16 protein-coding genes and 1 tRNA gene are annotated in these 13254 nt (G+C 43.7%); 7 read left to right on the forward strand and 10 right to left on the reverse strand.

Features of this window, described 5'->3' with window-relative positions; genetic code table 11:
* From BEL04_RS03560 to BEL04_RS03605, 10 genes are all read right to left on the reverse strand, one after another.
* Entirely contained in the window at positions 1–714 is a 714-nt protein-coding gene (locus tag BEL04_RS03560; RefSeq protein ID WP_066000292.1) for a hypothetical protein, read from the reverse strand.
* Positions 715–760: 46 nt separating this feature from the next.
* Positions 761–1504: a hypothetical protein gene (locus tag BEL04_RS03565; protein WP_066000293.1), complete on the reverse strand. Its 744-nt coding sequence runs from the start codon at positions 1502–1504 to the stop codon at positions 761–763.
* Positions 1504–2289, reverse strand: coding sequence for a HEAT repeat domain-containing protein (locus BEL04_RS03570; RefSeq protein WP_066000295.1), 786 nt, complete (start codon positions 2287–2289; stop codon positions 1504–1506). The genes BEL04_RS03565 and BEL04_RS03570 overlap by 1 nt, the downstream gene beginning before the upstream one ends.
* Positions 2279–2824 carry an RNA polymerase sigma factor gene (locus BEL04_RS03575; protein ID WP_066000297.1) on the reverse strand — a complete coding sequence of 182 codons (546 nt, stop codon included), beginning with the start codon at positions 2822–2824 and terminating at the stop codon, positions 2279–2281. The genes BEL04_RS03570 and BEL04_RS03575 overlap by 11 nt, the downstream gene beginning before the upstream one ends.
* A 318-nt stretch (positions 2825–3142) precedes the next feature.
* Positions 3143–3227, reverse strand: a tRNA-Ser gene (locus BEL04_RS03580).
* Between the two features lie 102 nt (positions 3228–3329).
* Positions 3330–4295 (reverse strand): YihY/virulence factor BrkB family protein, encoded by a 966-nt coding sequence (locus BEL04_RS03585; RefSeq protein ID WP_066000299.1) that lies wholly within the window; start codon positions 4293–4295, stop codon positions 3330–3332.
* A 10-nt stretch (positions 4296–4305) separates the two neighbouring features.
* Positions 4306–4713, reverse strand: a complete 408-nt coding sequence (locus BEL04_RS03590) for a thioesterase family protein (protein ID WP_066000300.1) — start codon at positions 4711–4713, stop codon at positions 4306–4308.
* Positions 4713–5765 (reverse strand): endolytic transglycosylase MltG, encoded by a 1053-nt coding sequence (mltG, locus tag BEL04_RS03595; protein ID WP_066000301.1) that lies wholly within the window; start codon positions 5763–5765, stop codon positions 4713–4715. Before mltG ends, BEL04_RS03590 begins: the two co-directional genes overlap by 1 nt.
* Positions 5766–5773: 8 nt before the next feature.
* On the reverse strand, positions 5774–6079 hold the full coding sequence (locus BEL04_RS03600; protein WP_066000304.1) for a rhodanese-like domain-containing protein: 306 nt from the start codon (positions 6077–6079) through the stop codon (positions 5774–5776).
* A 2-nt stretch (positions 6080–6081) separates the two neighbouring features.
* Positions 6082–6846 (reverse strand): PASTA domain-containing protein, encoded by a 765-nt coding sequence (locus tag BEL04_RS03605; protein WP_066000306.1) that lies wholly within the window; start codon positions 6844–6846, stop codon positions 6082–6084.
* 166 nt (positions 6847–7012) lie between these two features.
* Between BEL04_RS03605 and BEL04_RS03610 the strand changes: the two genes are divergently transcribed.
* The 7 genes from BEL04_RS03610 to BEL04_RS03640 all read left to right on the forward strand — a co-directional run bounded on the left by BEL04_RS03610 (position 7013) and on the right by BEL04_RS03640 (position 13137).
* Complete coding sequence (locus BEL04_RS03610) at positions 7013–8008, forward strand: D-alanine--D-alanine ligase (RefSeq protein WP_066000308.1); 996 nt, start codon at positions 7013–7015, stop codon at positions 8006–8008.
* Positions 8009–8038: 30 nt separating this feature from the next.
* Positions 8039–8674, forward strand: coding sequence for an ATP-binding cassette domain-containing protein (locus tag BEL04_RS03615; protein WP_066000310.1), 636 nt, complete (start codon positions 8039–8041; stop codon positions 8672–8674).
* A complete protein-coding gene (locus BEL04_RS03620; RefSeq protein WP_066000312.1) occupies positions 8674–9789 on the forward strand; it encodes a hypothetical protein in 1116 nt (371 codons plus the stop codon). Before BEL04_RS03615 ends, BEL04_RS03620 begins: the two co-directional genes overlap by 1 nt.
* Before the next feature lie 387 nt (positions 9790–10176).
* Positions 10177–10668 carry a hypothetical protein gene (locus BEL04_RS03625; RefSeq protein ID WP_066000315.1) on the forward strand — a complete coding sequence of 164 codons (492 nt, stop codon included), beginning with the start codon at positions 10177–10179 and terminating at the stop codon, positions 10666–10668.
* Between the two features lie 123 nt (positions 10669–10791).
* Positions 10792–11427 carry a peroxiredoxin gene (locus tag BEL04_RS03630; protein WP_066000317.1) on the forward strand — a complete coding sequence of 212 codons (636 nt, stop codon included), beginning with the start codon at positions 10792–10794 and terminating at the stop codon, positions 11425–11427.
* A gap of 139 nt (positions 11428–11566) precedes the next feature.
* A complete protein-coding gene (locus BEL04_RS03635; protein ID WP_066000319.1) occupies positions 11567–11764 on the forward strand; it encodes a cold-shock protein in 198 nt (65 codons plus the stop codon).
* Positions 11765–11868: 104 nt separating this feature from the next.
* Positions 11869–13137: an MFS transporter gene (locus tag BEL04_RS03640; protein ID WP_066000321.1), complete on the forward strand. Its 1269-nt coding sequence runs from the start codon at positions 11869–11871 to the stop codon at positions 13135–13137.
* Positions 13138–13254: the final 117 nt, after the last annotated feature.

Genomic DNA, 13254 nt, shown 5'->3' on the forward strand with positions numbered 1-13254 from the left:
TTATTTTCTGATATAGATTTTGCCATAAGCAGATTTAAAAGTGTAAGCGGGACCTTGCCCTATTTCCGCGGTAATGGAATGGAAAAAATCCCGGTCGGCATGATCTGTCAGCTTCATAGGCAGATTGGTTAATATTTGGCCGTAATTGGTGATTGCCTGTAACTTGCCGGTACGGTTTGGTACGATGGTCGCATCTATACCGCCATAGGTCGCATCAATGGTAACCGGAGCCGCAAAATTCGTCAATTCGACCATCCCATAAAGTGACTTAATGGTTGTTGCGGCCTGTGCCGGTACTTTTACTTCTGCGACAATATCAATATCCATATCGGCAAAGGCTTGCTCCACACCACCGCTTTTCTGCGCTTCCAGGAATTCGGTTTTTGATTGGAAAAATGTTTTTTTTCCGTCACGAACAATAACATAACGGTGTGGCAATTGCTCTATGTTTTTAATGTGAGCGTTTATGGTTATTGCGCCATTGATGGTTTGCTCATCAAGTACAAATGCATTATCATTGGTACCGTTGTTTATTTTGACGCTGGCAATAACCGAGACCTCATTTTTTTCCCAGGTACTGATTTTTATTACTGGATAATCAAAGTTCAGATTTATCGGTTGCCCTGGCTGTACCGGATAAGATTTATTGATGGTTGTTTGCGCATTAGCACCAATGGAAAAGGCACAGCAAATGCCTATGAATAAATTTTTCATGTTAAAAAGTTTAAATAATAAATGAATGAATTGACTATAGCCTGCGCTATGGAGACCTGCGCAGGTAAATTTGTCCGTATGCGGAGCTCAGCTTAATATCGATGCCTCCGCCATTGATCTTACCGTTCAGTTCGGTCAAACTTCCGGGTGCTGCGCTGTCGCGCACTATTTTAATTTCCGGCGCCGCCAGCAACTCGCCATGCGAACTGCTCAATTTGACATTGGCTTTTATATCAACCGGGACGCTAAGCTCGACGGTCGAGTAAATAGAAACGATGGATATCGGACCTTTAATGGGGCTGGTCAATTTAACCTCAATAGGCTCGTAAAGGGTCCGGACGATGATCGGCCCGCTGACATTTTCCAGGCTGACGGGATTATGGTCTGCGGAAATTTCAATTTCATTCTGCAGGTTCCTGAATTTTACAGGTCCTGCTGTTGCGATGGCATGACCTACAAAAGAAAGAATAACATTTTTAGGGACTAAGATCTTAATGTTAAGGTCATTATACGCTACTTGATTCACCTCAACCGTTGAACCTTTTTCTACTACGCTGATACCCAGGCCGGTGTTATCAGTATAGGCTGAACCGTTGATGGCGTGTAACCCCCGGGCCCGGGCATCTTTGGTCAGTGAGCTGAAAATGATCTGCTTGCCTTCATAACCTTCGACGGTTACCGCGGAAAGGCTGATCATTAGCTTTCCATTGGCTTTATTGATCTTATATTCCTGTGCCAGGACAAGATTTACAAAAAGGCTGAATACTAGGGTGATGAAATGCTTTTTCATTATAATGTTTTTAGTTCCCGAATACCTGAATAGGCACAATCCTTGACGGCTTTATACGTATTCTCGTCATTAACCATTTTTTCCAGTTCTGTGAGAATGCCCGACTCTTTGATGCGTGTTAGCAGGTTAATCATCACGATCTGTACAATGGGGTCCTTTTGTTTTTTTAGAGAGCTGACCAGTTGTTTTCTTACCTGTTTTTCCTGGTAAAAGCGGGCAAGGCCATCCAGTGCAGCTAACCGTACGTTAGTGTTCGGATCATTGTTTAAGGTTTGTACCAGCGCATTGACCACATCATTGTCTTTATTTTTCAATTGATCAAGGCTTGCGACCGCGTTGATCCGGCTTGCAGAAGACTCCATATTATGTAATCCGATAAAGATTACATGTTCCTTTAAGGGGGAGTTTTGTGCTTTAAGCCCGGCTGCAAGCACCTGTTTACGTTTTTTTAAATCATTGTCGACTGCTTCAAGAGTCCCTTCCGTCGCTAAGTCGCTTTTATGGGTTGCTTGTTCGGCTTTCGGAGGAATAATAGTTGTTTTAGCTGCTATTGCAACATTTTGTGCAGGTTTACGAAGCGTGAGAAAAGTGACAGCGCCGATGAGCAGGATCAGGGCTGCTGCGGCCCACCTGATAGCCCGGGATGAAATTAAAATACCGGCAGGCCGCTCTTTTTTGTCTGCATGCATTTGCGCCAGGATATGATCCAGCACATGGGGCGGGGGCACTTTATTGTCGAGCGTATCCCGGTTCTTGTATATGAAATTTTCCAAATTATTTTTCATAATAACCTCCTTGTTTAAGGGTATTTAATATTTTTTGCTTAGCCCGGTGATATTGTGTTCTTACCGTTGTAGGTTCCAGGCCCAGCATTACTGCTATTTCAGCATGAGGTATATTTTCAATGGCAAACAAATTAAATATGGTGCGGTATCCGACGGGTAGTGTCGCTATAGCATTGTCTATCGCATCGATTGTAAATTCAAACAGTTCTTCATCAACTGGGTCAACGTCCATTTCAGAAAGCTGACCGACTTCCAGTTCCACAAACCTTAGTTTTCTTTTTCGGACAAGATCTATGGATTTATTGATAGCTATTCTTTTCACCCAGGCCCTGAATCCGCCGGTGCTTTTAAAACCTGCTATGCCCTGAAATGCTGCCACAAAACTATCCTGTAAAATATCCTCTGCTTCACCGGTATGATCGATCAGTCGTACTATTGAATTATAAACCACGGTCGCATGTTGATGATATAGTTCAGTATAAGCTGTCGGTTTCCCGCGCTTGCACATGGCTATTAATTCTTCTTCTCTGACCATTTGTTGTAATCCGATGGCTTATATACTTTCTTTTACACTCTAATCGTAAAGACCTGAATAATGTTACAATAATTGTTTGCTTTTTTTAAAATAATTGAAAAAGCACCTGTCATTAAAGCGACAGTTGTTCTTATGCACACTTAATATATCAGGTGATGCTACACGAAAAGTTTGGAATGCACTTTTCTATCTATTGTTGGGTTTTTATATAGTAATTTATTAATACAACTAAAGTTAACTATTGAGCATAAAAAAGCCCATTGTTATATTTTAACAATGGGCTTAAAATCTTTCGCAACTTGCGAGTACCTTGCTCAGCGGAGAGTTAGGGATTCGAACCCCAGGACCTGTTACAGTCAACAGTTTTCAAGACTGCCGCAATCGACCACTCTGCCAACTCTCCGGGGGCAAAAGTACAAAACCACGGTGAATTGGCAAATTTGATTTTATCTTTTTTAAACAGGTGTTTAAACACCTGCATTACAGTATGTTTATTAAGCAACTGTTAAGTTTTTGACGAGCGGAAAGTGTTAAACTTAGGCTTGACAATCTTCACAGTACGTTTCGAAAGATCGATACTGGCGTTAAGTTCGAAGCCAAGCAGTACGATCATAGAGTTAAAATACAGCCAGATCATCACCACGATCAATGTACCGATGGAGCCATATATTTTGTTATAGGCCGAGAAATTGTTGATATAAAAAGAAAAGCCTAAAGAAGTTAGTATGGCCAGGAAAGTAGCCATAATAGAGCCGGGGGTCATAAACTTCCATCGCAGCTTATGTGCAGGGCCGTAGCGGTATAGTATAGAAACGGTTAGCCAGTATAAAACAATCACAATCAGCCAGCGCGACAGCGTGATGAGGTAGATCCAAAGCCGGCTGTTGGAATTAAATGCAAACTGGATATAGCCGATAACGCTCTGACTGATAACCATGATAATAATGGCAACAAAGAGCGATAAGGAGATCAATACAGTGAGCACCAGTGCTATCCAGCGGCGGCGATACCAACTCCGTGTTTCCTGAATAAGCGACGATTTATTAAACTCCCTCATCAGTTTGTTAACGCCGTTGGTGGCAAACAGCATAGCTGATAAAAAACCGGTTGAAAGCAAACTCAGGTTCTGCTTTTTTACCACATCCTCGATAGTCGACCGGAAGGCTACATAGGCATTATTCGGCAGGATCAGTTGTAACAAGTCCAGAAGGTTTTTCTGGAAATGATCGAACGGTACGTAGGGGATAAGCGTGAACAGAAAAATGATGCCCGGAAATATGGCCAGTAAAAAGCTGTAAGCTAAAGATGATGCCTTGTTAACCAGCGAATACTGTTTTACTTCGGCAAAAAAGAAAGACGCTACCGTGTATACGGGCAACGGACGGAAACCTGGGATGATGATAACCTTCAGCCAGTCTAAAAAATACTGATAGAATTTAAATCTTAATAAAAACCGGTGCAGCCAATCCATTTACCCAAACTTACGCAAAATACGGGCGCATTTTATCTAAAAAATATTGCGGGGCCATGCAGGGGCGTTTGGTCTTCATATCTACAAATACCATGAGGGTTTCGCCCACGTTGATCAGTTCGCCCTGTTCGTTGGATAATTCGTATTTGAAATGGATGCGCACCCCGGGCATGGTTTCCATAATTACTTTAATGCTGATCTCCTCATCGTACAACGCTGGTTTAATGTAGCGGCATTTTAACTCAAGTACCGGCATCATCACACCAAACTCTTCCATACCTCGGTAGGTGAGGCCGAGGCTGCGGAGCATCTCCACACGTCCAACTTCGTAGAACTGGGCATAATTGCCGTAATACATATAGCCCATCTGGTCGGTTTCGCCGTAGCGTACACGCAGTTTTGTAGTGTTGACAAACATCAGTGTTTGATATTGCGTTTGTTGAGCGCTTCCTGGAACGCACGTGCATTGATCTGGTGCTGAGCCGGCGTAGCAGCAAAATTAGTATAACCAGAAAAATCGGGTTTGGCGCACATGTAAAGGTAATCGTGATGCTGATAATCCAATACCGAATTGATAGCGTTAAGCGACGGCATCATGATAGGGCCTGGCGGCAGACCGGTATACATATAAGTATTATATGGCGAGTTGGTAGCCAGTTGGTGCTTTAATACCCGGTGGATGCTGAAATCGTGCAGGGCGAAGATCACGGTCGGGTCGGCTTCGAGCTTCATGCCTTTTTTCATCCGGTTAAGGTATAGGCCTGCTATGGTCGGCATTTCGCTGTCGTGTAAAGCTTCGGCATCCACGATCGAGGCCAAGATGGTTACCTTAATAGGGTTCAGTTTAATTTCGGATGCTTTTAACTTTCTTTCCGGTGTCCAGAACTTTTGGTATTCGCCGAAAAGTTTGCTGAATATTTTACGCGGCGAACTGTTCCACTTAAACTCGTAAGTGTTAGGCAAGATCATGGTGTACACGTTTTCAGGCGTAAAGCCGAACTGCTGTACGTATGCTGATGAATCCAGTAAATGAATAATCGATGCCGAATCGGCTTCAAGCTTTTTCGACATAAAGCCGGCAAAATCCTCTTTAAGCCGCAGGTTTTTGATGGCGATGGTCACCGGTTCCTGCGTGCCTGATTTGAGCATGTTGATCAGCTTGCGGTTGCTCATCCCTTCGTGCAGATGGTAGCGGCCGGGCTTAACGTTATTGATATAATGCATGCTGATGGCCGCATCCCTGAATGATACGCTGTCTCGCAACATACCTTCTTTATTCATATCGGCATAAACATCGTTAAAAGTAGCACCTGTATGGATGTATAAATATTCCTGTTTGCCGGTTACGTTAGGCCCGAAATAGCGCAGGTAGTAAAATATACCTGTGCCTGCCAGTGCCACAATAATGATAAGCACCAGGGCTATGATAAACTTACGGCCTCCGCCGGAGCTGTTTTTCTTTCCAGTCATAATCTGTATTAAATGCTTGTATTCAGTCGTTGAAGTGCGATTAAACCGCCCTTCAGATTTCGTACGTTGGTATAACCGTTTTGCTGTAATATCTGTTTACCGGTATTGCTGCGCAGCCCGATCTTACACATCACGATAATTTCTTCGTCCCGGTCCCATTCCAGGTCATCGAAACTGGTTGCTAAACGGCCAAGGGGGATGTTTATTGCACCGGTGTTAAAGGTGTGGTATTCCAGCTCGTCGCGCACATCCAGCAAATGCAGGTGTTCGCCGGCATCTAACCGCTGCTTCAATTCGTCGGCAGTGATATCCATCCTTAATTTTTCTGTACAACCTTGAGGTTGATACGTGTACCGATACTCACTTTATTGGTCGAATCGCCTTTAGCAGGCACCTGCGACTCTACTACCATTTTGGTCGAATCGGTAATTACACCGTAATCTACCGTCCCAAGTACCAATCCCGAATTGCTGATCACAAATTTGGCAGCATCAAAATCCTGCCCAACCAAATCGGGAACAATCACTTCGCTTGCGCCTTTGCCATCGCCCAATACAAGATCAATACGCGAGCCCTTAGGTATCTTGGTGCCCGGAGTAATAATCTGTCCTGCAAATTTAACCTGCAATACACGGTCGCGGGCAATATCGTGCGCGTACGTTGTATCGCCGATTTTTAAACCGAAGTTTTTGATGTTCGCTACTGCAGTGTTGTAAGTATCTTGTGTCAGATCGGGGAGAGATACATTGGGAGCCAGGCTTTTAACTACAGTTAAATATATGGTGCGGTTCTCTTTAACATTCGTGCCCGCATCAGGGTCCTGTATAATGATCGTTCCCGGCGCCTTATCGGCTACATAAACCGAATCTATCTGGTATTTGAATCCCTGCTGATCCAGTAATGCGGTAGCCTGATCAATATTTGTACCGACTAATGCAGGCACAGGTATACCCGAACCATGGCGTGTATAGTAGCCCAGGCTTAAGAAAATAATGGTGATGATAACGATTACGCTGCCTATAGCCGCACCCAGGTTGATATAGAACTGTTTGGTTTTAAGATAGTCTACAAATTTACTCATCGTAAAATATATAAGCTTGCTGTATTTTACTCAAATCAGCACTCAAACATAGTTGAAAAATTTCAAATTAGCATGGCAATTTCCATTTACATTTGTGGCAATAGCTAATAAATATGTTTCTTTGATGAAGCATTAAGCTAATTTACTAACACCATCTATTTTAATTATGAGTATCCAGAATGTTGCCTTGATGGCCGGTGGTTTCAGCGGCGAGTATGAAGTATCGATCAAAAGCGCGAAATATATTGCCGAAAACCTCAAACCCGAAAAATATAAGGTTTATACTATTCTGATCACGCGGGGCGACTGGTTTTATGTTGCCGGTAATGGTACGAAAGTATCCGTGGATAAGAACGATTTTAGCCTGATGCTGGATGGCAAAAAAATCAAATTCGATTTTGCTTTTATTACGGTGCACGGCACTCCGGGCGAAGACGGCAAGCTGCAGGGCTACCTGGATATGCTGGGCGTACCCTATAATACCTGCGATGCCACAACATCGGCCATTACCATGAACAAGGCTTACACCAAGGCTATTGTACACGGGATTGAGGGGCTGCATACGGCTAAATCGATGCAACTGTTTAACCACGACGGGCACGATGTGGCTACTGTAGCTAACCGGCTAAAATTCCCGCTGTTTATCAAACCCAACAACGGCGGCAGCAGCGTAGGTATGAGTAAAGTGCACAATATTGCCGGTTTACCTGAAGCACTGGAAAGAGCTTTTAAAGAAGATAACCAGATACTGGTTGAAGAATTTATTAAAGGACGTGAGTTTAGCATCGGCATAGCCCGTTTACATGGCGAACTGGTAGTTTTGCCGGCTACCGAAATATTGAGCACCAAGGAGTTTTTTGATTATGAAGCCAAATATACCAGCGGCATGTCGAAAGAGATTACCCCTGCCGATTTGACCGAAGAGCAAAACACTGCCATTGCCCGCATTGTGCGCGAAGTTTACCTGCGTTTGAACTGCCATGGTATGACGCGTTTGGATTTTATCCTGCAGGAGAACACCGGCGATTTTTATTTCATCGAGATCAATACTACACCCGGGCAAACCGAAGCCAGCCTGATACCGCAGCAGGTGCGGGCGGCCGGTATGGATATCCGCGAGTTTTATGATGCATTGGTGATGGGCGCTATTCGTAACGCGTAACAAAGCCTTGGGCTAACCATCTAATCGATAATGTTAAGCTTCAAAAACTTTAAAAAGTCGTACGGCGCGTACCCGGCGTTAAAGATACCCGATCTGACGCTCGAGCCCGGCATTTACTGGGTAAAAGGCGTAAACGGCTCGGGTAAAAGTACCATGCTCAAATCGGTAGCGGGTATTTTGGCTTTCGATGGTGATATCTTGCTGGACAGCTCGATCAGCTTAAAAAACGATGCCGTTGCTTACCGCAAACTGGTGAATTTTAGCGAGGCCGAAGCCTTGTTCCCGGAGTTTATTACAGGTACCGAGCTCATCGATCTGTTCGTGTCTGCCAAAGATGGCGAAAAAGGGCAGGAGCAAGGCCTGATCGACAGTATGAAGATGCGGGGCTTTGTGGGCAGGCCAGTGGGCACTTACTCGAGCGGGATGCTTAAAAAACTATCACTGCTGCTTGCTTTTTTAGGCCGGCCTAAATTAATTTTGCTGGATGAGCCCCTGATCACCATCGATACCGCTTCGCTGGAGATTTTGTACAGCTGGATAGGCGACAGCCATCGCAATTATGGCACAACATTCCTGCTCACATCTCACCAGGCGCTGGATGCTGATATTTTACCCGAAGCGCGGCAATTGCTGGTTGAAGATCAAACACTCAAATTCATCGGCTGATGAATGCGCCATTAACCCGTGTGCTGCTCAAAATATTCTCCGCCGGTTTTTACCGCGTGCATGCCGGGATACTGTTTTTCCTGTTTTTGGTATTATTCGGGCTGGTGGAACCCTCGCAGGTTATCGGCTACCACATCTCGCTGATGCTGGCTTTTATCACCAGCCCGGCCATGATGGCCGTTGTATTCGGCATCTGGCTGTTGTATACGCTTAAAGGCTGGCATTATGTAACCGGGCAATTGTTTGCTGTACAACAATCCTTCCTTTTTTACAGCAGCACATCTTACACAAAATCTAAACAGCTTATCAGCTGGGCCATGGTGCAGGCGACCATTAATTTACCCGTGCTGGCTTATGCCGGGGTAAGCTGCGGCGTGGCTGTAAGGCACCATTACTATTTAGCGGCGATAGCAATTGTACTTTATTTAGTTTTTATAATTTGCTTAAGTTCATGGTTTTATGTGAGAATGGTAAATCGTTTGATAGACGGAAGTAAGCAATCGTTCCTTATCAAAATCATCGCTAAATGGAAAAAGCCTTACTTCAGCCTGTACATCTATCATGTGCTTGATAAACTCAAACTAACCTATCTGATCACCAAAGCATTATCGTACCTGATCATCAATGGCGTATTTTTGCTTTTTGCCGATGTGAGCCACGATATACGTGTGGCAGGTATTGCAGTTTTAGCCATTGCCATGGCGCATGCCATTGTGATATTTGAAGAACGCAAGTTTGAAGAAACTTTCCTTATTTTTTCGCGAAACCTTCCGTATTCGCGCTTTAAGCTGTTTTACTCTTTTGCGGCCGTTTACCTGCTGTTGTTGCTGCCCGAAGGTGTCTGGCTGTTCACCCGTTTTTCACCACTGATGGCCGTTGGTTTATTTGCTTTCGGTATCAGCGTTACTTTGCTGTATCACAGCTTTTTATACCTGTTTGGCTTAAACATGGATAAATATATGCAATGGGTGCCGGGCATGTTTGTGCTGATCTTCTGGCTCATTATGTTTAAGCTGATCTGGGTGATTGTCCCGCTGATATTGCTGATTGGCTTTTTGATATTTTACAATAATTACTATCAGGTGCCGATAGTGGTTAAGGGGGAGGAGAAGTAGTTTACGGATGGTCGGTGACAACACCGACCGTGGGCTGAGGAGGGGTAATCAGAGGCAAGAGACAAGAAGCGGGAGGCAAGACTAGAAGCACATTAAATGCTAATTTGTATAAGTTGTTAATTTTGTGTATATTGTATGGTTTAGATGATGAAAACCATAGTACAAATTGAGCAGAAAACAACACATGGGTATACCCATCAATACCCATGTTATACCCATGTGATTGATGGGTATGAAATTAGTAAAAAGTGCTTTGGGAGTTAAATTTAGAGGGTTTTTACGAAAAGCTCATTAAAAACACCCATAAATACCCATGTGTTTTGAAGTCAAAATTCAAAATTTAAAAGTCAAAAACTACTTAAAATACCCATAAAATACTACCCTGTAATGCTAACGGATCGATATTTAAAACTTTTTCAAAAAGCGCTGGGCGGCCTTGATCTTACTACCTTTAAACAAAAAGGCCTTGAGCTGAAAGCAGGGGTATGGCTCAACTCGGTTGCCCTGAAAATCCAAAAGTCCTCCTGGAGAAACGATGATGATATCCCGTTTCAAAGCGCTATCTTTTTCTCGGTCTGGCTAAATGACGAAACGCTCAGCAAAAACAAACTGTACTATAATATCCATGCCTTAAAGCTAAGGGAGTTAAATGCTTATAAATTAAAAAGCCGCGATTTTGCTGATGAATTTCGTAAGCAGTTTAAACAGTTTGAAGATCAGTGGCCAAATGTGAGCACCGCATTCGGGCCGCTTACTTTAATGGAGGGTTGGGTAAGCATTGATGGCAGTAACCTTGAAAACCAAATTCAAAACCTCGCACAGCATCTGTTAAATATCGATTTTATAATTGACGGCCTGCTCGAACGGGCAAAAAAATAAAGTAATTGCGCTTCTGTTTGTTTTATCTCATATTTTTAAAATAAAATTTCAAAATACGTTTATAGCACGTAGATTTGTTTTAATCTATTAAATTAGTCGACATTATTTAACAATAACCATATCATGAGTTTAAGATTAGGCGATACCGCACCAAATTTCACAGCAAAAACCTCACAAGGCGAACTTACTTTTTACGATTATTTAGGAGATAGCTGGGGCGTATTATTTTCGCACCCTGGCGATTACACACCGGTTTGTACCACGGAGTTGGGCCGTACGGCTGCTTTAAAAGATGAGTTTACCAAGCGCAATGTTAAAGTTTTGGCGCTGAGCGTTGATTCGGTCGAATCGCACGACGGCTGGATTAAAGACATTAACGAAACCCAGGGCGTTGAGGTAAACTTCCCGATCATTGCCGATGCCGACCGCAAGATATCCGAAGCGTATGATATGATCCACCCGAATGCTTCTGTAAATGCCACCGTACGCTCGTTGTTCATCATCGCACCCGATAAAACTGTAAAACTGATCATTACTTACCCGGCATCAACCGGTCGTAATTTCCAGGAGATACTAAGGGTAATCGATTCGCTGCAGCTAACCGCCAATTACAGCGTGGCTACCCCGGTGGATTGGAAGGATGGGGAAGATGTTGTTGTAGTGCCGGCGATTAAAACCGAAGACATTCCGGCTAAGTTTCCGAAGGGCTATACAGCGGTAAAACCATACCTCAGAATCACGCCTCAACCAAATAAATAATTTTTCTTGCAATTAATTGTTAATTTTATATCTTTGATTTTACACGCTTAATTGTCTGATTCCCTTTCTGATAAGTTTCATTTTTCAGTTCGGTAAAGTTTAAGCTTAATTATTTTATAACTATACTATTATTTTTATTATGAAAACTGGAAAAGTAAAATGGTTTAACACTCAAAAAGGTTATGGTTTCATCGTTACCGAAGAAGGCAAAGATCTGTTTGTGCATTTTAAAGATGTACAAGGCGGCGTAAATGCGATCAAGGATAACGATAACGTAGAATATGAGGTGGAAGAGGGCAGAAAGGGACTGCAAGCAGTGAATGTAAAGAAGGTATAATTGATACATCAACCATAGAATTTGGACCCCTGAAAATTTTTCAGGGGTTTTTTTATGCTTTTATGCCGAATGTTTATTTTAGGCCACCAATAATCAACCCGTAAATGACCGATACTACTACCAACAAAATTTCGAGGAACGTTGTATTCCTGGTGCTTGTAGCAGCACTGGGCTATTTCGTCGATATCTACGATCTGCTGATCTTCTCCATTCTGCGCAAAGACAGCCTGGCTGCCATCGGCGTTCCGGCCGATCAGATACTCGAGAAAGGCCTGTTTATCCAAAACGTGCAAATGGGCGGGCTGCTGATAGGCGGTATTATCTGGGGAATTATCGGGGATAAGTTCGGTCGTATCAAAGTTTTGTTCGGCTCTATTTTATTGTACTCGATAGCCAATTTTGCTAATGGCTTTGTTGGCGATGTGAACACCTATGCGCTTATCCGCTTTATAGCCGGTATCGGCCTGGCTGGCGAGCTTGGCGCGGGCATTACCCTGGTTACCGAAACCATGAGCAAGGAAAATCGCGGATACGGCACTTCATTAGTTGCGATTATTGGTTTGTTTGGCGCAGTCGCAGCTGCACAGGCCGCGCATTTTGGGTGGCAAAAAGCTTATTTTATTGGCGGTGGCTTAGGTGTGTTACTTTTACTGCTGCGCTTAGGCACTTTCGAATCGGGTATGTTTAAACAGGTTGAAAAAAGCGAGGAGATATCAAAAGGCGATGTTGTGATGTTGTTTAATAACGGCAAGCGCTTCTGGAAATATCTTTGCTGTATTTTGATCGGCATGCCTTTATGGTTTGTAGTTGGTATCCTGATCACCCTTTCGCCCGAATTTGGTAAAGCCTTAGGTGCGCCGACGCCTCTAAGCGCGGGCACAGGTATCATGTGGACATATATCGGTATATCTGTCGGTGGTGTATTTGCAGGCTTGCTGTCGCAGATCACCCGTTCGCGTAAGCTTACTATGCTGGTATTCCTCTTGATATCCGTGGTGAGCGTGGTGTGCTACTTAAATGCTGCCGGCATCACACAAAAGCAGTTTATCTGGTTATGCCTTTTTATGGGCACCTGCGTGGGTTACTGGGCAACATTTGTAACCATAGCCTCAGAGCAGTTTGGCACCAACCTGCGGGCAACGGTTACTACAACAGTGCCTAACTTTGTTCGTGGAGCTTTGATTCCTATTTCTATCTCTTTCCTGTTCTTTGTGAAGCAATTCAACCCCGGCGGGCCTAACGACCCACGCCAGGGGCCGGCTATGATCAACAGCGGTTACATTATGATGGCTATTTTAACACTGATCGCATTGTTTGCCCTGAGCCAGTTGAAAGAGAGTTTTGGAAAAGACCTGGATTATGTTGAGGAATAGCCAGCTTTACATTTACCGACAGGTTTAAAAACGTGGTATAGCCCATTTCTCTGCTGAAATTGAACCAGGCCATACCCATACTGAACGAGCAGGTGATCACTAACAATACTAAGAGCC

This window comes from Mucilaginibacter sp. PPCGB 2223, assembly GCF_001705515.1.
Taxonomy (GTDB): domain Bacteria; phylum Bacteroidota; class Bacteroidia; order Sphingobacteriales; family Sphingobacteriaceae; genus Mucilaginibacter.

Bases quoted from the DNA above. Each gene is read 5' to 3' on its own strand.
- BEL04_RS03560 (WP_066000292.1), bottom strand. From the start codon at position 714: ATGAAAAATTTATTCATAGGCATTTGCTGTGCCTTTTCCATTGGTGCT.
- BEL04_RS03565 (WP_066000293.1), bottom strand. From the start codon at position 1,504: ATGAAAAAGCATTTCATCACCCTAGTATTCAGCCTTTTTGTAAATCTT.
- BEL04_RS03570 (WP_066000295.1), bottom strand. From the start codon at position 2,289: ATGAAAAATAATTTGGAAAATTTCATATACAAGAACCGGGATACGCTC.
- BEL04_RS03575 (WP_066000297.1), bottom strand. From the start codon at position 2,824: ATGGTCAGAGAAGAAGAATTAATAGCCATGTGCAAGCGCGGGAAACCG.
- BEL04_RS03585 (WP_066000299.1), bottom strand. From the start codon at position 4,295: ATGGATTGGCTGCACCGGTTTTTATTAAGATTTAAATTCTATCAGTAT.
- BEL04_RS03590 (WP_066000300.1), bottom strand. From the start codon at position 4,713: ATGTTTGTCAACACTACAAAACTGCGTGTACGCTACGGCGAAACCGAC.
- mltG (WP_066000301.1), bottom strand. From the start codon at position 5,765: ATGACTGGAAAGAAAAACAGCTCCGGCGGAGGCCGTAAGTTTATCATA.
- BEL04_RS03600 (WP_066000304.1), bottom strand. From the start codon at position 6,079: ATGGATATCACTGCCGACGAATTGAAGCAGCGGTTAGATGCCGGCGAA.
- BEL04_RS03605 (WP_066000306.1), bottom strand. From the start codon at position 6,846: ATGAGTAAATTTGTAGACTATCTTAAAACCAAACAGTTCTATATCAAC.
- BEL04_RS03610 (WP_066000308.1), top strand. From the start codon at position 7,013: ATGAGTATCCAGAATGTTGCCTTGATGGCCGGTGGTTTCAGCGGCGAG.
- BEL04_RS03615 (WP_066000310.1), top strand. From the start codon at position 8,039: ATGTTAAGCTTCAAAAACTTTAAAAAGTCGTACGGCGCGTACCCGGCG.
- BEL04_RS03620 (WP_066000312.1), top strand. From the start codon at position 8,674: ATGAATGCGCCATTAACCCGTGTGCTGCTCAAAATATTCTCCGCCGGT.
- BEL04_RS03625 (WP_066000315.1), top strand. From the start codon at position 10,177: ATGCTAACGGATCGATATTTAAAACTTTTTCAAAAAGCGCTGGGCGGC.
- BEL04_RS03630 (WP_066000317.1), top strand. From the start codon at position 10,792: ATGAGTTTAAGATTAGGCGATACCGCACCAAATTTCACAGCAAAAACC.
- BEL04_RS03635 (WP_066000319.1), top strand. From the start codon at position 11,567: ATGAAAACTGGAAAAGTAAAATGGTTTAACACTCAAAAAGGTTATGGT.
- BEL04_RS03640 (WP_066000321.1), top strand. From the start codon at position 11,869: ATGACCGATACTACTACCAACAAAATTTCGAGGAACGTTGTATTCCTG.